Genomic DNA, 19792 nt, shown 5'->3' with positions numbered 1-19792 from the left:
GCTCAGCGGTGGTTGAGCGCCGGGTTGACCGTCACCTCGACCCGCTGGAACTCCTTGAGCTCGGTGTAGCCGGTGGTCGCCATCGCCCGGCGCAGCGCGCCGAACAGGTTCATGGTGCCGTCGGGGGTGTGCGACGGGCCGGCGAGGATCTCCTCGGTGGTGCCGACGGTGCCGAGGTCGACCCGCTTGCCGCGCGGCAGCTCCTCGTGGACGGCCTCCATGCCCCAGTGGTAGCCCTTGCCGGGAGCGTCGGTGGCCCGGGCCAGCGCGGCGCCGATCATCACCGCGTCGGCGCCGCAGGCGACCGCCTTCGGGATGTCGCCGCTGTAGCCGACGCCGCCGTCCGCGATGACGTGCACGTAGCGGCCGCCGGACTCGTCCATGTAGTCGCGGCGGGCCGCGGCCACGTCGGCGACGGCGGTGGCCATCGGCACCTGGATGCCGAGCACGTTGCGGGTGGTGTGCGCGGCGCCGCCGCCGAAGCCGACCAGCACGCCGGCCGCACCGGTGCGCATGAGGTGCAGCGCGGCGGTGTAGGTGGCGCAGCCGCCGACGATGACCGGGACGTCCAGCTCGTAGATGAACTGCTTCAGGTTGAGCGGCTCGGCCGCGCCGGAGACGTGCTCGGCGGAGACGGTGGTGCCGCGGATGACGAAGACGTCGACCCCGGCGTCCACGACGGCCTTGGAGAACTCGGCGGTGCGCTGCGGCGAGAGCGCGGCGGCGGTGACCACGCCGGAGTCGCGGACCTCCTGGATCCGCTGCTTGATCAGCTCGGCCTTGATCGGCTCGGCGTAGATCTGCTGCAGGCGGCGGGTCGCGGCGGCCTCGTCGGAGATCGCGGCGATCTCGTCGAGCAGCGGCTGCGGGTCCTCGTAGCGGGTCCAGAGGCCTTCCAGGTTCAGCACGCCGAGGCCGCCGAGGCGGCCGATGGCGATGGCCTGCTGCGGGGAGACCACGCTGTCCATCGGCGCGGCCAGGAACGGCAGCTCGAAGCGGTAGGCGTCGATCTGCCAGGCGATCGAGACCTCCTTCGGGTCACGCGTACGGCGGCTGGGGACGACGGCGATGTCGTCGAAGGAGTACGCCCGGCGGCCCCGCTTGCCTCGCCCGATCTCGATCTCAGTCACTTCGAGCCCTTCTGGTGGTGTTGCTCATGCCCGCCGGGTCACCCCGGCCGCCCCCCAGTATCCCGCACCCGCCCGCCGTCGCACGGCGCCGCCCGCCCGCGCTCCCCCGGCGGGCGGCCGCCGGACAGCCCGCGGGGCCCGCCACCGGGAGTGGCGGGCCCCGCGGGCGGGTGCCGGGATCAGCGGCGGGCGCTGTAGTTCGGCGCCTCGACGGTCATCTGGATGTCGTGCGGGTGGCTCTCCTTGAGGCCCGCCGAGGTGATCCGGACGAACCGGCCCTTGCTCTCCATCTCGGCGACGGTGGCGGCGCCGACGTAGCCCATGGTCTGGCGCAGGCCGCCGACCAGCTGGTGCAGCACCGCGGCGAGCGGGCCGCGGTAGGGCACCTGGCCCTCGATGCCCTCGGGGACCAGCTTGTCGTCCGAGGCGACCTCGGCCTGGAAGTAGCGGTCCTTGGAGTAGGAGCGCCCCTGGCCGCGGGACTGCATGGCGCCCAGCGAGCCCATGCCGCGGTAGGACTTGTACTGCTTGCCGTTGATGAACAGCAGCTCGCCCGGGGACTCCTCGCAGCCGGCCAGCAGCGAGCCCAGCATCACGGTGTCGGCGCCGGCGGCGAGCGCCTTGCCGATGTCGCCCGAGTACTGCAGGCCGCCGTCGCCGATGACCGGCACGCCGGCCGCCTGGCAGGCCAGCGCGGCCTCGTAGATCGCGGTGACCTGCGGGACGCCGATGCCGGCGACCACGCGGGTGGTGCAGATGGAGCCCGGGCCGACGCCGACCTTGACGCCGTCCACGCCGGCGTCGATCAGCGCCTGGGCGCCGTCGCGGGTGGCGACGTTGCCGCCGACCACGTCGACCTTCACGGCCGACTTGATCTTCTCGATCCAGGCCAGCGCGTTGTGGCTGTGGCCGTGCGAGGTGTCGACGACCAGGAAGTCCACGCCCGCCTCGACCAGGGCCTGGGCCCGGTCGAAGGCCTCGGCGCTGGCGCCGACCGCGGCGCCGACCAGCAGCCGGCCCTCGGCGTCCTTGGCGGCGTTCGGGTACTGCTCGGCCTTGACGAAGTCCTTGACCGTGATGAGGCCCTTGATCCGGCCGTCGTCGTCGACCAGCGGGAGCTTCTCGATCTTGTGGCGGCGGAGCAGCGCCATCGCGTCGACGCCGGAGATGCCGACCTTGCCGGTGATCAGCGGCATCGGGGTCATGATCTCGCGGACCTGGCGGGTGCGGTCGGTCTCGAAGGCCATGTCGCGGTTGGTGACGATGCCGAGCAGCTTGCCGCTCGCGTCCGCGATCGGCACACCGGAGATCCGGAACTTGGCACAGAGCGCGTCGGCCTCCGCGAGGGTGGTCTCCGGGCCGACCGTGATCGGGTCGGTGACCATGCCGGACTCGGAGCGCTTCACCAGGTCGACCTGGTTGGCCTGGTCCTCGACCGACAGGTTGCGGTGCAGGACGCCGACGCCGCCCTGACGGGCCATCGCGATCGCCATCCGCGACTCGGTGACCTTGTCCATCGCCGCGGAGAGCAGCGGAATGTTGACGCGCACGTTGCGGGAGACCCGCGAGGAGGTGTCGACCTGGTTCGGCAGCACCTCGGACGCCCCCGGCAGCAGCAGGACGTCGTCGTACGTGAGTCCGAGCATCGCGAACTTCTCGGGTACGCCTGCGGCGTTGTAAGACATTTCGGGGGTACCTTCCGTGGCCGGCTCGATCAGCTCGCGCCCTGGGGGTGAGGGGCGCTGTCATCGGCTCACTCGCTCGGACCGCCTAAAGCGCGGTGGCTCTCGGAGGATCCTCCAGGGGATCCCCGCGCACACCGTCGAATCTTTGGCGACCCGCCCAGGCGCCGATACCCCATGGTACTGGCACCGCGAATGCGCTCTCGTGTGCCCTTGACAACACAGCCCGGCCGTGGACCATTCCGGCCCGAGGGCCTGCTCCTAGGAGGACTCCTCCGCGAGCGCCCGCAGCCGGCTGAGCGCACGGTGCTGGGCGACCCGGACGGCCCCCGGCGACATCCCCAGCACCTCGCCGGTCTCCTCCGCGGAGAGCCCGGCGGCCACCCGCAGCAGCACCAGCTCGCGCTGGCGGGCCGGCAGGTTGGAGAGCAGTTCCTTGGCCCAGGCCGCGTCGCTGCTGAGCAGCGCGCGCTCCTCCGGGCCGAGCGCCTCGTCCGGCACCTCCGGCAGGTCGTCCTGCGGGATCACCGTCGAGCCGGGTCCGCGCATCGCGGCCCGCTGCAGGTCGGCGATCTTGTGCGCGGCGATCCCGTAGACGAAGGCCTCGAAGGGGCGCCCCTGGTCCTTGTACCGGGGAAGCGCGCAGAGGACCGCGACGCAGACCTCCTGGGCGATGTCGTCCACGTGGTGCCGGGCGCCGCCGGGCAGCCGGACCAGCCGGCCGCGGCAGTACCGCAGGGCCAGCGGGTGGACGTGGGCGAGCAGCGCGTCGATCGCGGGTCCCTCGCCGCGGACGGCGGCCGCGACCAGTTCGGCGAGCGCGCCGGGTCCGCCGTCCGGTTCCGCGTACGCCGGGCCGGGCCCGGGCGCGGAGGGCTCGGCCTCCACCGGGTCCGCCTCACCGGGAGCCCCGGTCACGTCGTCACGCATCGGTCCATGGTGCCTGGTCGCGCGGGAAAACGCGGCACCGCGTCCGGAGTTGTGCACCGGAACGTTATGCGGTGCGGTACCGGTCCGCACCACCGGCCCCTCCTGCACCGTCCCGCCTCCCGCCCCGCCGCTCCGGGCGGTCCCGTCCGCGGCGCCGTCCGCCGAGTCTCCTGCGGCTGCGTGGTTCGCCGCAGTTCCTGCCCGCTGGTCCCCGAGGTGCTCCACTCCTCCATGGTGCAACCTCGGGACCGTAACGTCACACGCCCCCGCGCGGACAATCGCGCGGAGCGTGCCGGAACCGGCGGCGCCGGCGGCGGTCAGCGGACCAGGCCCCAGCGGAAGCCCAGCGCCACCGCGTGCGCGCGGTCCGAGGCGCCGAGCTTCTTGAACAGCCGTCGGGCGTGGGTCTTGACGGTGTCCTCGGAGAGGAACAGCTCGCGGCCGATCTCGGCGTTGCTGCGGCCGTGGCTCATGCCTTCGAGCACCTGGATCTCACGCGCCGTCAGGGTCGGCGCCGCGCCCATGTCCGGGCTGCGCAGCCGGCGCGGGGCGAGCCGCCAGGTCGGGTCGGCGAGGGCCTGGGTGACGGTGGCCCGCAGTTCGGCGCGCGAGGCGTCCTTGTGCAGGTACCCGCGGGCGCCCGCGGCGACCGCCAGGGCGACGCCGTCGAGGTCCTCGGCGACGGTGAGCATGATGATCCGGGCGCCGGGGTCGGCGGAGAGCAGCCGCCGGACCGTCTCCACCCCGCCGAGGCCGGGCATCCGGACGTCCATCAGGACGAGATCGGAGCGGTCGGCCACCCAGCGGCGGAGGACCTCCTCCCCGTTCGTCGCGGTGGTGACCCGGTCGACACCGGGTACGGTCGCGACCGCGCGGCGAAGCGCCTCGCGGGCGAGCGGGGAATCGTCGCAAACGAGAACGGAAGTCATGACCGTCGTCCTCCGCAGCTGATCCGCGTCACGTTGAGCCTCCTGGCTGGTACGAACCTCTTCGACACGGCCGATCGGCGTCAGACTCCGTGCTGATCGCCTGAGATTCCCCGCGATCGTTCCCGACGTCCGGCGTCCGCTAACCGCCTCCGCACTTCCAACGACCGTCACCCGAATGAGTTACGGCCTTCGGGGCCATCTCCACCACTGTACGTGGCCGACCCGTTACCGATCAGCCGCATCGCGGTGCACACGCCGCACTTTTGCGCAGCTCGCGCGCGGTCGGCGTACAACCCGCACATCCGCGCGGGTCCGCGCGCGCCCGTCGGCCACCCGATTGCCACATCCGCGCCCGGCGGTCACCGACCGGGCCGTAACGTGCACTTTGCCCGTTTTTAGAGCCTTTGTGTGGTCATTGACTGTTGTGCCACTCTGTGGGTGACTTGTCCATGGAGTTGCCGTAAGTCATATTTCCAGGTGTCCACACCGCGCCGGACGCCCCGCCGTGCCGCCGCCGACGCAACCGCCGGCGACCGGCCCGCGGTCGACGACCTCTGAAGGGAATGAGCCATGGCAGATTTCTCCCGACTCCCCGGCCCCAACGCGGACCTCTGGGACTGGCAGCTCTCCGCAGCCTGCCGCGGCGTGGACAGCTCGCTCTTCTTCCACCCCGAGGGCGAGCGCGGCGCGGCCCGCAGCTCGCGCGAGGCGAGCGCCAAGGAGGTCTGCATGCGCTGCCCCGTGCGCACCGAGTGCGCCGCCCACGCACTCGCGGTCCGCGAGCCGTACGGCGTCTGGGGAGGCCTGACCGAGGACGAGCGCGAGGAGATGATGGGCCGTTCGCGCCACCGCCTGGTGGAGGTGCCGCTCGCCGCACCGGGTGCGGCCCGCCAGCAGTAGCACAGCGACTCCGATGCCCGGGAAGAAACGTTTCTTCTCGGAGTGGGGCCTGCCCCGTGGGGCCTGCCCGGAGCCTCCCGGCCCGCGACGGCCGGCTCAGCGCCCGGCCGCGGCCCCCGCCAGCCGCTCCAGCATCAGCGCCACCGCCGGTACCTCGGCGAGGTCCGGCAGCGTCAGCGCGACCACCTGCCGCACCGCCGGCGCCCCCGACACGGCGTGCACCGCCACCGGCACCACCCCGTCCGGGCGCACCGACTCCAGCGCCAGCCCGGGCAGCACCGCCACTCCGAGCCCGGCCGCCACCAGCCCGACCACCGCCGGGTAGTCGTCCGTCGCGAAGTCGATCCGCGGCTCGAAGCCGGCACCCGCGCAGAGCTCCACCAGGTGCCCCCGGCACTGCGGACAGCCCGCGATCCACTGCTCCCCCGCCAGCTCGCCCAGCTCCACCGGCCCGCCGCGCCCGGCCAGCCGGTGCCCGACGGGCAGCAGCCCGACCAGCGGGTCGTCCAGCAGCGGGGTGGCCACCAGGTCGGACCAGTCGGCCCCCGCGCTCAGCTGCTGGGCCTCCAGATTGGCCTCGGCCCGCGCCTCCCGGGGAGTGCCGTGCGCGGGCGCGGGCGCCGGCGCGAGGGCGGATCCGGGGGCCTGCGGGTAGCGGAAGGCGAGCGCGATCTCGCACTCGCCGCCGCGCAGCATCGCCAGCGACTCCGGCGGCTCCGCCTCGACCAGCGACACGCGCACGCCCGGATGGCTGTCCCGCAGCCGGGCGACCGCCGGCGGCACCAGGGTCGAGCTGGCGGTCGGGAAGGACACCAGCCGGACCCGCCCGGCCCGCAGTCCGGCGATCGCCGCCACCTCCTCCTCGGCGGCGGAGAGCCCGGCGAGGATCCCGGTGGCATGCTTGAGCAGGACCCGGCCGGCCTCGCTCAACTGCATCCCGCGGCCCGAGCGGACCACCAGCGGGGTGTCCACGGACTTCTCCAGGGCCTTCATCTGCTGGCTGATGGCGGGCTGGGTGCAGCCCAGCTCGCGGGCGGCCGCGGAGAAGGAGCCGGTGCGGGCGACGGCACGCAGGACGCGCAGGTGGCGGGCCTCGATCATGCCTTCAAGATATAAGGGATTCTTTGCTGCATGCAAAATTCCACTGATAGTTGAAGACTGGAACACGCCGCAGGCCCGGCCCGCCACCCCTCGCGGGGCGCGGACCGGGCCTGCGGTCGTCAGTGCCTGCGGCCTCAGTGCGAGTGGCCGTGGCCGCCGTGCGAGTGGCCGTTGTCGGCCTCCTCTTCCTTCTTCTCCACCACGAGGGTCTCGGTGGTGAGCAGCAGGGAGGCGATCGAGGCGGCGTTCTCCAGGGCGGAGCGGGTGACCTTGACCGGGTCGATGACGCCGGCCTTCACCAGGTCGCCGTACTCGCCGGTGGCGGCGTTGTAGCCCTGGCCCTGCTCCAGCTCGGCGACCTTGGAGGTGATGACGTAGCCCTCCAGGCCGGCGTTCTGGGCGATCCAGCGCAGCGGCTCGTGCAGCGCCTTGCGGACGACCGCGACACCGGTGGCCTCGTCGCCGGACAGGCCCAGGCCGTCGTTCAGCACCTTGGCGGCGTGGACCAGGGAGGCGCCACCACCGGCGACGATGCCCTCCTCGACCGCGGCGCGGGTCGCCGAGATGGCGTCCTCCAGGCGGTGCTTGCGCTCCTTGAGCTCCACCTCGGTGGCGGCACCGACGCGGATGACGCAGACGCCGCCGGCCAGCTTGGCCAGGCGCTCCTGCAGCTTCTCGCGGTCCCAGTCCGAGTCGGTGTTGGCGATCTCGCCCTTGATCTGGGCGACGCGGCCGGCCACGGCCTCCGACTCGCCGGCACCGTCGACGACGATCGTGTCGTCCTTGGTGACGGTCACGCGGCGGGCCGAGCCCAGCACGTCCAGACCGGCCTGGTCGAGCTTGAGGCCGACCTCCTCGGAGATCACGGTGCCGCCGGTCAGGACGGCCAGGTCGCCGAGGATCGCCTTGCGGCGGTCGCCGAAGCCCGGGGCCTTGACGGCCACCGCGTTGAAGGTGCCGCGGATCTTGTTCACCACGAGGGTGGACAGCGCCTCGCCGTCGACGTCCTCGGCGATGATCAGCAGCGGGCGGGAGGAGCCGCCCTGCAGGATCTTCTCCAGCAGCGGCAGCAGCTCCTGGATGGAGGAGATCTTGCCCTGGTTGATCAGGATGTACGGGTCCTCCAGGACCGCCTCCTGCCGCTCCGCGTCGGTGACGAAGTACGGCGACAGGTAGCCCTTGTCGAACTGCATGCCCTCGGTGAAGTCCAGCTCCACGCCGAAGGTGTTCGACTCCTCGACGGTGATGACACCGTCCTTGCCGACCTTGTCGATCGCCTCGGCGATCAGCTCGCCGACCTGGGCGTCCTGGGCGGACAGGGTGGCGACGGCGGCGACGTCGTCCTTGCCCTCGATCTCGCGGGCGACCGACAGCAGGTGCTCGGAGACGGCGGCGACGGCCTTGTCGATGCCCTTCTTCAGGGCGGCCGGGCCGGCGCCGGCGGCGACGTTGCGCAGACCCTCGTTGACCAGGGCCTGGGCCAGCACGGTGGCGGTGGTGGTGCCGTCACCCGCGACGTCGTTGGTCTTGGTGGCGACCTCCTTGACGAGCTGCGCGCCAAGGTTCTCGTACGGGTCGTCGAGCTCGACCTCGCGGGCGATGGTGACGCCGTCGTTGGTGATGGTCGGGGCGCCGAACTTCTTGTCGATGACGACGTTGCGGCCCTTGGGGCCGATGGTCACCTTGACGGTGTCGGCCAGCTTGTTGACACCGCGCTCCAGCGAGCGGCGGGCGTCCTCGTCGAACTGCAGGATCTTCGCCATGTTCCCTATTCCCTCGGGGGTGCGGCCGAGGCGGCCGCCGACTACGTGAACCAACAGCCACGCCCCGGTCCCCTGTCGCTAGGGACACGGATCCGGGGCGTGGCTGGACGCTTTACTTCTCGATGATGGCGAGAACGTCGCGGGCGGAGAGCACCAGGTACTCCTCGCCCTGGTACTTCACCTCGGTGCCGCCGTACTTCGAGTACAGGACGATGTCACCGACGGCGACGTCGAGCGGCAGACGCTGGCCGTCCTCGAAGCGGCCCGGGCCGACGGCCAGGACGACGCCCTCCTGGGGCTTCTCCTTGGCGGTGTCCGGGATAACCAGGCCGGAGGCCGTGGTGGTCTCGGCGTCGAGCGGCTGGACCACGATGCGGTCCTCGAGCGGCTTGATGGCAACCTTGCTGCTGGTGGTCACGTCCGAGCTCCCCTTCGGAGATTACGGGGCTTTCTAACGGGTAGGGGCGAGCTCACGCATCTGCCGTCGCGGGGGTCAGACACGCACTGTCGCGTTAGCACTCCCCCCGTGGGGAGTGCTAGTGATGACCATAGGCCGCGGTTAGCACTCAGTCAACCAGAGTGCCAACGACGCGCCTGCCGGCCCCTGCCGCGGACACATGGTCGTACGCCTGTGCGGGCCGGCCCCGGTCACGGCCGGTCCGGCCGGCCCGCCCGTGACCGGTGAGAATGGCCCCGTGGAGAACGACGACTTGCGGCCCCTGCTGACCGACCGGGGCCAGGCCCTGCTCGCCGAACTGCGTGACTTCGCGCCCGGGGAGGAGCTGGCGCTGGCCACCCGGCTGCGCAGGGACCACCCGGCCGGGCTGGTGTCGGCGGCCTTCGGGCAGGCCCGGCTGCGCCAGCGGGCCCGGGCCAAGTTCGGCGCCGACGCCGACCTCATGTACTTCACGCCCAACGGCGTCGAGCAGTCCACCCGGCGCGAGGTCGCCGACTGGCGGGCACGGCGCTTCGCGGACCTCGGCGTGAAGCGGCTGGCCGACCTCTGCTGCGGGATCGGCGGCGACGTGCTGGCGCTGGCCCGGGCCGGCGTCGAGGTGCTCGCCGTCGACAAGGACCCGGCCGCCTGCGCCGCCACCGCCGCCAACGCGGCCGCCCTGGGCCTGGCCGACCTGGTCGAGGTGCGCTGCGCGGACGTCGCCGACGTCGACGTCACCGGCTTCGACGCGGTCTTCACCGACCCGGCCCGGCGCACCTCGCGCGGCCGGGTCTTCGACCCCGAGGCCTACGCCCCGCCGCTGTCCTGGGCGATCGAGGCCGGCCGGCGCACCCCGGTCGGCGCGCTCAAGGTGGCCCCCGGCATCCCGCACGAGGCGGTGCCGGCCGACGCGGAGGCCGAGTGGGTCTCCGACCACGGCGACGTCAAGGAGGCGGTGCTCTGGTTCGGCACCCGGGCGGAGCACCCGCACCGCGCCACCCTGCTGCCGCAGCGGGCCAGCCTCGGCGGCGGCGACCTGCCCGATCCGCCGGCCGGCCCGGTCGGCCGCTACCTCTACGAGCCGGACGGCGCGGTGATCCGCGCCCATCTGGTCGCCGAGGTGGCGCAGCGGGTGAACGGGCGGCTGATCGACCCCAAGATCGCCTACGTGACCTCGGACGAGCTGGTCGACACCCCCTACGCGCACGGCTTCGAGCTGACCGACGTGCTGCCGTTCCACATCAAGAAGCTGAAGGCGCTGCTGCGCGAGCGCGGCGTCGGCACGGTGGTGATCAAGAAGCGCGGGATGGCGATCACCCCGGAGGAGCTGCGCCGTCAGCTCAAGCCCGTCGGCCCGAACACCGTGACGGTGATCCTCAGCCGCACCGACCACGGCCCGCTGATGATGCTCGGCCGTCCGGTGACCGGCCCGGCCGCGGCCGTTCAGGCGGCCGGCACCTCGATGTAGTCCTCCAGCCGGGCCACCGTGAAGCCCTGCTCCTGGATCCGGGCCAGCAGCTCGCCGAACATCTGCGTCATCGTCTCGCCCTTGAGGTCCTTGGGGCCGCGGAAGTGGGCGAGCACGATGTCGCCGGGCCGCAGCTTCTTGTCCGTCGCCTGGTACTGCATGTCGTGGATCTGCATGGACTCGCGCCACAGCACGATCGCCCGCGGCCCGCACTGCTGCACCGCGGAGTTGACCGCCGGGGTGTTGGCGCCGTCGCCGTACGGCGGGCGGAACAGCAGCGGCGGGGTGCCGTACTGCTGGGTGAGCGCGGCCTGGGCGTCGCAGATCTCGGACTTCTGCTTCTCCGGCGCCGCCTTGCTCAGCTGGGCGTGGTCCACGGTGTGGTTGTGGACGTGGTTGCCGAGCGCCTGGAGCCGCTTGAAGTAGCCGTAGTCGTCCTTGACGATGTCGCGGGTCAGGAACATCGAGACCGGCACCTTGAGGTCGGTCAGCATCTCGACGAAGGTCGGGTCCTTCTCGGCGCCGTCGTCGATGGTGACGAAGACGACCTTGTCGGTGGTCCGCACCTCGCTGAACACCGGGACCGGGCCGGTCCGCTGGAGCTTCACCGGCTTGTCGGCGGGCGCCCGGGGCGCCGGCGGCAGCGGGGTGAGGTGCCACTTCGCCCAGGCGGCGGCCTCCGCGGCCTCCGCGGCGGCCGGGGCGGGGGGCGCGGGCGGCGCGGTGGCCGTGTCCCGCCCGGGCGGCGCGGCGGACCCGGCCGGGGCGGTGGGGGTGCCCGTCGCCACCAGGGCCGCGGACGCGGCGCCGCTGTCGCCCCCGCCCGCGCACCCGGTGGCGGCGGCCAGCAGGACCACCGCCCCCGCCGCGTACGCCGTCGTCCTGCTCCACCTGTGCCTGTTCACCGCGCCGTGCTCCCCGTTCCCGTTCAGCGATCCCGCTCGCTAGCACGGTAACGGTCGGACGTTCGGTTCCCGCTCGGGCGTGCGAACGGCTACCGGGGGCTACTCCACATGCTCGCTGGTGAAGGACCAGCGGTGCACCGGACGGCCCAGCAGCGCGGCGGGCGGCTCGGCCACCGGCTCCGGCTCGCCGGACCACCAGGTGATCAGCAGCACGCGCTCGCCGGGGGCGGCGAACAGCTCGCTGCGCAGCAGCCCGGGCCGGCCGCGCAGCGCGGGCAGCGCGCTCTCCCGCACCCACGCGGAGAGCTCGGCGCCGCGCCCGTCGGCGGCCCGGGCCTCCCACATCGCGGCGGTGGTGGTCACTGCCCGCCGCCCAGCGCCCGGTAGGCCTCGCCGTGGACGTCGGTGTGCGGGACGTGGACCTCGGTGACGGGCAGCGAGGAGTCCGCCGACAGGTCGAAGGAGGACGGCGCGCGGTCGCGCCAGACCATCTCGGAGCCGAGCGCGGCGACCATCGCGCCGTTGTCGGTGCACAGGCCCGGGCGCGGCACCCGCAGCCGGATGCCGGCCCGGTCGCAGCGCTGCTGGGCCATCTCGCGCAGCCGGGAGTTGGCCGCGACGCCGCCGCCGATCATCAGGTGGTCGACGCCGTTGTCCTTGCAGGCCTTGACCGCCTTGCGGGTCAGCACGTCGGTCACCGCCTCCTGGAAGGACGCCGCGACGTCGGCGACCGGCACGTCCTCGCCGGCCCGCCGCTTCGCCTCCACCCAGCGGGCGACGGCGGTCTTCAGGCCGGAGAAGGAGAAGTCGTACTCCGGGTCCTTGGGGCCGGTCAGGCCGCGCGGGAAGGCGATCGCCCGGCGGTCGCCCTCGCGGGCGGTACGGTCCACCACCGGGCCGCCGGGGAAGCCCAGCCCGAGCACCCGGGCCACCTTGTCGAAGGCCTCGCCGGCCGCGTCGTCGATGGTGGCGCCGAGCGGGCGGACGTCGCTGGTGATGTCCTCGCTGAGCAGCAGCGAGGAGTGCCCGCCGGAGACCAGCAGGGCCATCGTCGGGGACGGCAGGCGGCCGTGCTCCAGCTGGTCCACGCAGATGTGCGAGGCGAGGTGGTTGACGCCGTACAGCGGCTTGTCCAGGGCCCACGCGTACGCCTTGGCGGCGCTCACGCCGACCAGCAGCGCGCCGGCCAGGCCGGGTCCCGCGGTGACGGCGATGCCGTCCAGGTCGCTCGCCTTGACGCCCGCGGTGTCCAGGGCGCGCTGGATGGTGGGGACCATCGCCTCCAGGTGCGCGCGGCTGGCGATCTCGGGGACGACGCCGCCGAAGCGGGCGTGGTCGTTGACGCTGGAGGCCACCGCGTCGGCGAGCAGGGTGGTGCCGCGCACGATGCCGACGCCGGTCTCGTCGCAGGAGGTCTCGATGCCGAGGACGAGCGGTTCGTCAGCCATGGGGGGTGTCCTTCTTCACGTCCGGTCGCGGGTGGCCCGCGGGTTCGTCGAGGTCTTCGGGGGCGGCGCCGTCGGCGGCGGCGGCCGCGAGGTCGAGGCGCATCACCAGCGCGTCGACGCCGGCGGGCTGGTAGTAGCCGCGCCGGATGCCGACCGGCTCGAAACCGAAGCGCTCGTAGAGCCGCTGCGCGCGGGCGTTGTCCACCCGTACCTCCAGCAGCAGGTCCGCGCAGCCGCGCCGGCCGGCCTCGCGGACCAGGTCGGCGAGCAGCGCCGCGCCGAGGCCGGTGCCCTGGTGGCGGCCGTCGACGGCGATGGTCTGCACGTCGCCCTCGCCGGCCACCGCCATCAGCCCGGCGTAGCCGACGAGCGCGCCGTCCGGGGCGACGGCGACGGTGTAGTGCCGGGTGCCGCCGGGGCGGGCCTCGGCCAGCTCGGACCAGAACATGCCGGCGGACCAGGCGTCCTCGGGGAACAGCTCCCGTTCCAGCGCCAGCACCGGGGCGATGTCCCACCAGCGCATCGGGCGCAGGGCGGCGGCGGGGACGGCGGTGCGCACGGCCCCGTCGGTGCTCGGGCCGGTCACGCCGGGAGCACCGCCTTGTAGCCGGCCGGCACCTGGGCGTCCGGGCGGCGCAGGTAGAGCGGGGCGTTGGGCAGCAGGGCCCGGCCGGCGGCCAGCTCGGCGGCGGCGAAGTCGGCGAGCGCGCCGGCCGAGACGTGCTCGGGGCCGTGCGCGCCGGGGAAGGCGTCCGGGTAGAGCAGCGCACCGGCGCCGACCGAGCGCGCCGGCGGCGTCAGGTCGCCCGGGCGGTCCACCGACGGGCCCTCGGTGCGGCGGCCCCCGGCGTCGTAGGCGGCCCAGTAGACCTCCTTGCGGCGCGCGTCGGTGGCCACCGTGAACGGCTCGCCGGCCAGGCCCTCGGCGCGGGCCCGGTGGGCGATCGCGTCCAGGGTGCAGACGCCGTGCACCGGCAGGTCCAGGGCGTGGCCCAGCGCGGCGGCGGTCACCAGGCCGACCCGCAGGCCGGTGTACGGGCCGGGGCCGACGCCCACGGCGATGCCGGTCAGCCGGTGCTTGTCGACACCGGCCGCCCGCAGCACCTGGTCGATCGCGGGCAGCAGGAGTTCGCCGTGGCGCCTGGCGTCGACCTGGTCGGTCTCGGCGAGGACGGCCGTGCCGTCGTGGACGGCGGCGGTGACGGCGGGGGTAGCGGTGTCGAACGCGAGCAGCAGCACGGGTCAAGGTTAGACCGGTCGGGCGGTGACCGGTCCTGCGGTGACCGCCGGGGCGCGGTCCCGCCCCGCCGCCGGTGTGCGCCGCACGACCGAAAACCCGCAGCATGGCGGAACACACGTCCGACGAGATGCGGACCGGACGGGCGAACCTGGCACGATGGGGCCGACGGTTTCAGGGACGGCGGTGGGAGCACACGTGGCGAAGATGGGTCCTGGAGTGGTGGTCACGGGGCTGACCCTGGGGGCCCTGGCGGTGGTGAGCCTGCTGGCCTTCCAGGCCAACGGCGCGCAGGACCGCGCGATCGCCGCCGATCCCGGCGCGAGCACCTCCGCCCCGTCCACCGGGCCGGCCGCCTCGGCCACCCCGACCACCACGCCGACGCCGACCGCCCCGGCGCTGCCGACCGCGGGCACCGGAACCGGCCTGCGGGTCGTCTACTCGATCAGCGGGCACTACGTCTGGCTGATCGACCCCAAGAAGACCCCGCAGGTGGTGGCCGCCTTCCCGGTCACCCCGGGCACGGTGGAGCCGGCCCCCGGCAGCTACCCCGTCTACAGCCGCACCCAGTCCGGCACCGGCACCGACGGCAAGCAGATCGAGCACGTGGTGCGGTTCGCCCAGCAGAACGGCGTGGTGTTCGGCTTCAGCGCGGCCGTCGACGGCGCGACCGGCACGCCGGCCGCCGCCCCGACGGCGTCCGCGTCGGGAACGCCCTCCGCGATCGGGGGCGGCGACGCGAAGGCCAAGACCGGCGGCATCCGCAGCAGCCGGGCCGACGGCCAGCTGCTCTGGGACTTCGCGCCGAAGGACACCAAGGTCGTCGTGATCGCCTGACCCCTGCCGGGGGCGGGCGGCCCTGCGGCGCCTACGCGGCGCGGCGGGTGTCCTGCGCGCCGCCGTCCGCCGGCTCCGCGGGCCGTGCGCTCCCCGCCGGGCGGCGTCCGGGCGGGGTGGAGACCGCTTCCGCCGCCGCGCAGGCGGCCAGCAGGGCCCGCATCGGCTCGCCCGCGACACGTCGGTCGGGCCCCTCGGCCCCGGTCCCGCGCGGTTCGCGCTCCGGGGCGGGCGTGGTGCTCGGCATGGCGCCTCCTAGTTAGGCAGACCTAACCTCAGAACCCATCCCACCACGCCCGGGACCCCGACCGCAACATCTTCCCGACGGACTGTCGGCAAACCGTGACCCGGGCCGGGCGGCTCCCTCAGGCGAGCACCGACAGGTCGACGCCCGCCCAGCGGGGCCCGATCCCGGTCAGCCGGACCCGGCGCGGGTCCAGGTCGCCCTCCGCCGCCGCCTCGGCGCCGACCGCCCGCTCGATCCGGACCTCCAGGCGGTCCTCCGAGAGCCGCTCCACCTTGCCCTCGCCCCACTCGACCACCACCACCGACTCGGGCAGCGAGACGTCCAGGTCGAGGTCCTCCATCTCGTCGAGGTCCCCGCCCAGCCGGTAGGCGTCGACGTGCACCAGCGCCGGGCCGCCGACCAGCGACGGGTGCACCCGGGCGATCACGAAGGTCGGCGAGGTGACCGCGCCGCGCACCCGGAGCCCCTCGCCGAGGCCCCGGGTCAGCGTGGTCTTCCCCGCGCCCAGCTCGCCGGAGAGCAGCACCAGGTCCCCCGGGCGCAGCAGCGCGGCCAGCTCCCGGCCGAGCCGGCCCATCCGGTCGGGGGTGGCGGCGGTGAGAGTGGCGTGCGAGCCCATGCGTGAATCAAGCCCTTCGGTCCGTACGGCGGCGCACCGGCCCTCGGGCGCCCCCGCTACCGTGCCACATCGCCGGCCCCGGCCGCGCCGGGCGTCCGCGGCGACCCGGAAGAGAGGGCCTAGGGTTCCCCGACCGCCGGGGGCACCGGCGGAACGGCGGCACCGCGGAAGCGGGCGGCCCGCTCGAACAGCGCGGCCAGCCGGCCGTCGACCGCGTCGGGGCGCTCCAGCATCACCAGGTGCCCGGCGTCCTCGACCAGGACCAGCTCGGCGCCCGGCAGCTGTTCGGCCATCACCTCGCCGTGGCCGGGCGGGGTGAGCAGGTCCTTGGTGCCGGTCAGCACCAGCACCGGGATGCCGCGCAGCGCGGCGAGGGCCGCGGTCTTCTCGTGCGCCGAGAACACCGGGTAGAACTCGGCCACCACGTCGATCGGGGTGGCGTCCAGCATCTGCTCGGCGAACCGGGCCACACCCGGGTCGACGTCCTTCCCGCCGAAGGAGAACCGCCGGTAGAAGACGGCGCTGACGTCCGCACCCAGCCGGCGGGTCGCCTCCACCAGGTCCGGCTGACGGCCGAGCAGCTTCATCATGCCCGGCGCGACCCGGCGGAACAGCCTGGCGCCCGCCTGGGGCAGGCCGAAGGTGACGGCGTCCCAGTTCCCGGCCAGGGTGCCGATCAGCGCCACGCCGGCGACCCGCTCGCGGAACAGCCCGGGGTACTGGTCGGCCAGCGCCATCACCGTCATGCCGCCCATCGAGTGGCCGACCAGGACCAGCGGGCCGGTCGGCGCGACGGCGTCGATCACCGCCTTGAGGTCACCGCCCAGCTGGTCGATGCTGGCGGGCTCGCCGGCCAGGAAGGAGCGGGAGCGCTCGGAACGGCCGTGGCTGCGCTGGTCCCAGAAGACCAGGCGCGGACCGTCGCGGAAGGCGGCGCGCTGGAAGTGCCAGCTGTCCTGGTTGAGGCAGTAGCCGTGGCAGAAGACCACGGTCAGCGGCCCGGCCTCGCCCGCCACCCCGGCTCCGTCCGGCTCCGGCCCGTCCAGCTCGACGTACAGCTCGGTGCCGTCCGCGGCGGCGACGGTGCGGGGGCGGCCGCGCAGCGAGCCGTACGGGGCCTTGGCGTCCAGCTCGGCGCGGGCCCGGCGGCGCATCGTCCGCCCGACCGTCAGCCGTTCGATCGCCACGCCCGCGGCGGCGCCGGCCGCGAGCACGCCGACCGAGATGCCGATGAGGCCGGCCCGGCTCACCCCGGTGGCGGTCCCGGCCGCCTTGACGGCGCGGGCCACGCCGCCGACCGCCTCGGCCGGGTCGGCGCCGGGCTGCCCGCTCATCCGAGCGGGTCCTCGTCCAGGCCGCCGACGTAGCGGCGCGGCACCCGGGAGCCGATCCGGGTCACGATCTCGTAGGAGATGGTGCCGCAGGCGCGGCCCCAGTCCTCGGCGGTCGGCTCGCCGCGGTCGCCGTTGCCGAAGACGAGCACCTCGTCGCCGATCTCCGGGGTGTCGCCGCCGAGGTCGACGACGAACTGGTCCATCGCCACCCGGCCGGCCACGGTGCGCCACTTGCCGTCGATCTGCACCGGGCCGGTACCGCTGGCGTGCCGGGGGACGCCGTCGCCGTAGCCGAGCGGGACGAGGCCCAGCGTGGTCGGGCCGGGGGTGGTGTAGTGGTGGCCGTAACTGACGCCGTGGCCGCCGGGGACGTGCTTGACCAGGGCCAGCCGGGCGGTCAGCGACATCACCGGGCGCAGGCCGAAGTCGGCCGGCGAGCCGACCTCCGGAACCGGCGAGAGCCCGTACATCGCGAGGCCGGTGCGGACCATGTCGAAGTGCGACTGCGGGAGCAGCAGGGTGGCGGGCGAGTTGGCCAGGTGCCGCACCTCGGGGCGCAGGCCGGCCGCCTCGGCGGTGTCCAGGGCGGCGCGGTAGGCGTCCAGCTGGGCCTGGATCGAGGGGTGGCCGGGCTCGTCGGCGGCGGCGAAGTGCGACCAGACGCCGACCACGGTGAGCAGGCCGTCCAGCTCGGCACGGCGGGCGGCGGCGACCAGCTCGGGCCAGTCGTGCGGCTGGCAGCCGTTGCGGCCGAGGCCGGTGTCGGCCTTGAGGTGGACCCGGGCCGGTATGCCGGTGGCGCGCACGGCGGCGAGCAGCTCGGCGAGCGCCCACCGGCCGCTGACCGAGATGTCGAGATCGGCGAAGAGGGCCTCGCGCCAGGGGCCGCCGGGGGTCCACAGCCAGCACAGGATGCGGGCCCGGTCCGGCCCGATGCCGGCGGCGCGCAGCGCGAGCGCCTCGTCCGGCGTCGCGGTGCCCAGCCAGCGGACTCCCGCGGCGACCGCCTCCCGGGCGCACCGGACGGCGCCGTGCCCGTAGGCGTCCGCCTTGACCGCGGCCATCACCGAGGCGCCGCCGACACGCTCGCGCAGCGCGTCGAGGTTGCCGCGCAGGGCGGCGAGATCGATGGTCGCCTCGGCCCGCGCGCCTTCGGTGAGAGTGGGCATAACGGTCGTCTTCGCAGTTGTCATCAGGGTCAGTCTCCCAGACGTCCCAGGGTCCTCGCCGAACGGCCCGTCGGCACACCACTCCCCCGCAACCCCCACCCTCCCTCGGGACGCCCACGCATCACCCCCGGTTCCCTCCCGGCCCCGGTGCCGCCGTGCGGACGTCGTTCCAGGCCGTGGAGAGGGCGCCCGCCACGTCGAGGGCGGTCACGGGCGCGCCGGGAGCGGCGGCGGCCTGGCGGGCGGCCAGGCCGTGCAGGTAGGCGGCCGCCGAGGCGGCGTCCAGCGGGGACAGGCCCGCGGCGAGCAGCGAGCCGGCCAGGCCGGCCAGGACGTCCCCGCTGCCGGCCGTCGCCAGCCAGGAGGTGCCGGTCGGGTTCACCCGCACGGCGCCGCCCGGATCGGCGACCACCGTGGTCGAGCCCTTCAGCAGCACCGTCGCCCGGTACGCCGCCGCGAGCCGCCGCGCCGTGGCCAGCCGGGCGGCCGCCAGTTCACCGGCGGCCGGCGGCCGGGCGCCGCCGCCCCCGCCGCCGTCCTCCGCGCCGGCGAGCAGCCGGGCGGCCTCGCCCGTGTGCGGGGTCAGCAGCGTCGGCGCCGTCCGCCCCGCCAGCGCGTCCGGCCCGAGCCGGGCCAGCTCGGTCAGCCCGTCCGCGTCCACCAACACCGGCACATCGGCCGCCAGCGCCTCCGCGAGCGCCCGCCCGGCCCCCTCGCCACCGCCCGGCCCGACCACCCAGGCCTGCACCCGCCCCGCCCCGGCCGGCCCGCCCTCGGTGACCAGTGCCTCCGGGAAGCGCCGCACCACCTCCTCGGCCGCCGTCCCCACGTACCGCACCGCGCCCGCGCCGCCGCGCAGCGCCCCGGCGACCGCCAGCAGCGCCGCCCCCGGGTAGCGCGCCGACCCGGCCGCCACCCCGACCACCCCGCGCCGGTACTTGTCGCTCTCCGCCCCCGGCACCGGCAGCAGTCCGGCCACGTCCGCGTGCTGCGGCGCCTGGACCTCCGCCGCCGGCAGCTCCAGCCCGATCCCCACCAGCTGCACCGCCCCGGCGTACGAGGCGCCCGGATCGATCAGCAGCCCGGGCTTGTACGTGCCGAAGCAGACCGTCACGTCCGCCCGCAGCGCCACGCCCGCGACCTCTCCGGTATCGGCGTCCACCCCGCTGGGCACGTCGACGGCCACCACCACCCCGGACCGCCCGGCGCGCGCGTACGGCCGCGCCTCCGGCCGCAGGCCGCCCTGCCCGCCGATGCCGACGATGCCGTCCAGCACCAGGTCCGCACGCGAGAAGTCGGCCAGCCCGGCGTCCTGATCCGCCACCACCCGCCCGCCGGCCGCCCGCAGCGCCGCGAGCCCCCCGGCATGCGCCCGCTCCGGGGCGAGCAGCACCGCCGACACCCGGGCCCCGCGCCGCGCCAGCGCCGCACCGGCGTACAACGCGTCACCCCCGTTGTCCCCGCTGCCCGCCAGCACCACCACCCGGCTGCCGTACACCCGCCCGCGACGGCGGATCAGCAGCCGTGCGCAGGTCGCGGCGAGCCCGGCGGCGGCCCGCTGCATCAGCGTCCCCTCGGGAAGCCGGGCCATCAGCGCGGCCTCGGCGGCACGGACGACTTCGACGCGATGGGCGTGGCGCATGCGGAGACTCCTTCA

Annotated in this window: 20 protein-coding genes; 3 read left to right on the top strand and 17 right to left on the bottom strand. The window is 74.6% G+C overall.

All coding sequences use genetic code 11. The features are described 5' to 3' along the window. Positions 1–2: 2 nt before the first annotated feature. The 4 genes from ACF1AK_RS15865 to ACF1AK_RS15850 form a co-directional block, all read right to left on the bottom strand. Complete coding sequence (locus tag ACF1AK_RS15865) at positions 3–1130, bottom strand: GuaB3 family IMP dehydrogenase-related protein (RefSeq protein WP_391499335.1); 1128 nt, start codon at positions 1128–1130, stop codon at positions 3–5. 179 nt (positions 1131–1309) lie between these two features. Further along, positions 1310–2815 carry an IMP dehydrogenase gene (guaB, locus tag ACF1AK_RS15860; protein WP_391499334.1) on the bottom strand — a complete coding sequence of 502 codons (1506 nt, stop codon included), beginning with the start codon at positions 2813–2815 and terminating at the stop codon, positions 1310–1312. Positions 2816–3073: 258 nt separating this feature from the next. Then, positions 3074–3742: an RNA polymerase sigma factor ShbA gene (gene shbA, locus ACF1AK_RS15855; RefSeq protein ID WP_391499333.1), complete on the bottom strand. Its 669-nt coding sequence runs from the start codon at positions 3740–3742 to the stop codon at positions 3074–3076. Between the two features lie 317 nt (positions 3743–4059). Beyond that, positions 4060–4671, bottom strand: a complete 612-nt coding sequence (locus ACF1AK_RS15850) for a response regulator transcription factor (RefSeq protein ID WP_014136228.1) — start codon at positions 4669–4671, stop codon at positions 4060–4062. A gap of 570 nt (positions 4672–5241) precedes the next feature. On the opposite strand from ACF1AK_RS15850, the gene ACF1AK_RS15845 reads away from it, so the two are divergent. Next, entirely contained in the window at positions 5242–5571 is a 330-nt protein-coding gene (locus ACF1AK_RS15845; RefSeq protein WP_391499332.1) for a WhiB family transcriptional regulator, read from the top strand. 96 nt (positions 5572–5667) lie between these two features. Here the strand turns inward: ACF1AK_RS15845 and ACF1AK_RS15840 are convergent, their stop codons facing one another. The 3 genes from ACF1AK_RS15840 to groES all read right to left on the bottom strand — a co-directional run bounded on the left by ACF1AK_RS15840 (position 5668) and on the right by groES (position 8853). Further along, complete coding sequence (locus tag ACF1AK_RS15840) at positions 5668–6672, bottom strand: LysR family transcriptional regulator (RefSeq protein WP_387671568.1); 1005 nt, start codon at positions 6670–6672, stop codon at positions 5668–5670. 134 nt (positions 6673–6806) lie between these two features. Beyond that, positions 6807–8435 (bottom strand): chaperonin GroEL, encoded by a 1629-nt coding sequence (groL, locus tag ACF1AK_RS15835; RefSeq protein ID WP_391499331.1) that lies wholly within the window; start codon positions 8433–8435, stop codon positions 6807–6809. 112 nt (positions 8436–8547) lie between these two features. Continuing rightward, positions 8548–8853, bottom strand: a complete 306-nt coding sequence (gene groES, locus ACF1AK_RS15830) for a co-chaperone GroES (protein WP_014136232.1) — start codon at positions 8851–8853, stop codon at positions 8548–8550. A 256-nt stretch (positions 8854–9109) separates the two neighbouring features. On the opposite strand from groES, the gene ACF1AK_RS15825 reads away from it, so the two are divergent. Continuing rightward, complete coding sequence (locus tag ACF1AK_RS15825; RefSeq protein WP_391499330.1) at positions 9110–10339, top strand: methyltransferase domain-containing protein; 1230 nt, start codon at positions 9110–9112, stop codon at positions 10337–10339. Here the strand turns inward: ACF1AK_RS15825 and ACF1AK_RS15820 are convergent. The 5 genes from ACF1AK_RS15820 to tsaB form a co-directional block, all read right to left on the bottom strand. Continuing rightward, positions 10315–11244, bottom strand: coding sequence for a polysaccharide deacetylase family protein (locus tag ACF1AK_RS15820; RefSeq protein ID WP_391499329.1), 930 nt, complete (start codon positions 11242–11244; stop codon positions 10315–10317). The genes ACF1AK_RS15825 and ACF1AK_RS15820 overlap by 25 nt on opposite strands. Positions 11245–11343: 99 nt before the next feature. Continuing rightward, positions 11344–11607, bottom strand: coding sequence for a hypothetical protein (locus tag ACF1AK_RS15815; RefSeq protein WP_391499328.1), 264 nt, complete (start codon positions 11605–11607; stop codon positions 11344–11346). Further along, positions 11604–12692 (bottom strand): tRNA (adenosine(37)-N6)-threonylcarbamoyltransferase complex transferase subunit TsaD, encoded by a 1089-nt coding sequence (tsaD, locus tag ACF1AK_RS15810; RefSeq protein WP_391499327.1) that lies wholly within the window; start codon positions 12690–12692, stop codon positions 11604–11606. The genes ACF1AK_RS15815 and tsaD overlap by 4 nt, the downstream gene beginning before the upstream one ends. Next, positions 12685–13215: a ribosomal protein S18-alanine N-acetyltransferase gene (rimI, locus tag ACF1AK_RS15805; protein ID WP_391499463.1), complete on the bottom strand. Its 531-nt coding sequence runs from the start codon at positions 13213–13215 to the stop codon at positions 12685–12687. Before rimI ends, tsaD begins: the two co-directional genes overlap by 8 nt. Positions 13216–13274: 59 nt before the next feature. Next, positions 13275–13931 (bottom strand): tRNA (adenosine(37)-N6)-threonylcarbamoyltransferase complex dimerization subunit type 1 TsaB, encoded by a 657-nt coding sequence (tsaB, locus tag ACF1AK_RS15800; RefSeq protein WP_391499326.1) that lies wholly within the window; start codon positions 13929–13931, stop codon positions 13275–13277. Between the two features lie 205 nt (positions 13932–14136). On the opposite strand from tsaB, the gene ACF1AK_RS15795 reads away from it, so the two are divergent. Continuing rightward, positions 14137–14766: a hypothetical protein gene (locus tag ACF1AK_RS15795; protein WP_391499462.1), complete on the top strand. Its 630-nt coding sequence runs from the start codon at positions 14137–14139 to the stop codon at positions 14764–14766. Positions 14767–14797: 31 nt separating this feature from the next. Here the strand turns inward: ACF1AK_RS15795 and ACF1AK_RS15790 are convergent, their stop codons facing one another. The 5 genes from ACF1AK_RS15790 to ACF1AK_RS15770 form a co-directional block, all read right to left on the bottom strand. Further along, positions 14798–15013 (bottom strand): hypothetical protein, encoded by a 216-nt coding sequence (locus tag ACF1AK_RS15790; RefSeq protein WP_391499325.1) that lies wholly within the window; start codon positions 15011–15013, stop codon positions 14798–14800. Between the two features lie 118 nt (positions 15014–15131). Continuing rightward, positions 15132–15632 carry a tRNA (adenosine(37)-N6)-threonylcarbamoyltransferase complex ATPase subunit type 1 TsaE gene (gene tsaE / locus ACF1AK_RS15785; RefSeq protein WP_380294372.1) on the bottom strand — a complete coding sequence of 167 codons (501 nt, stop codon included), beginning with the start codon at positions 15630–15632 and terminating at the stop codon, positions 15132–15134. A gap of 119 nt (positions 15633–15751) precedes the next feature. After that, entirely contained in the window at positions 15752–16966 is a 1215-nt protein-coding gene (locus tag ACF1AK_RS15780) for an alpha/beta fold hydrolase (RefSeq protein ID WP_391499324.1), read from the bottom strand. Further along, positions 16963–18135 (bottom strand): alanine racemase, encoded by a 1173-nt coding sequence (gene alr / locus ACF1AK_RS15775; protein WP_391499323.1) that lies wholly within the window; start codon positions 18133–18135, stop codon positions 16963–16965. The genes ACF1AK_RS15780 and alr overlap by 4 nt, the downstream gene beginning before the upstream one ends. A gap of 121 nt (positions 18136–18256) precedes the next feature. Beyond that, entirely contained in the window at positions 18257–19777 is a 1521-nt protein-coding gene (locus ACF1AK_RS15770; protein WP_391499322.1) for an NAD(P)H-hydrate dehydratase, read from the bottom strand. Positions 19778–19792: the final 15 nt, after the last annotated feature.

This window comes from Kitasatospora sp. NPDC015120 (genome assembly GCF_043080305.1).
In the GTDB taxonomy this organism is placed as follows: domain Bacteria; phylum Actinomycetota; class Actinomycetes; order Streptomycetales; family Streptomycetaceae; genus Kitasatospora.
This window is presented reverse-complemented; position numbering and strand designations above follow the sequence as displayed.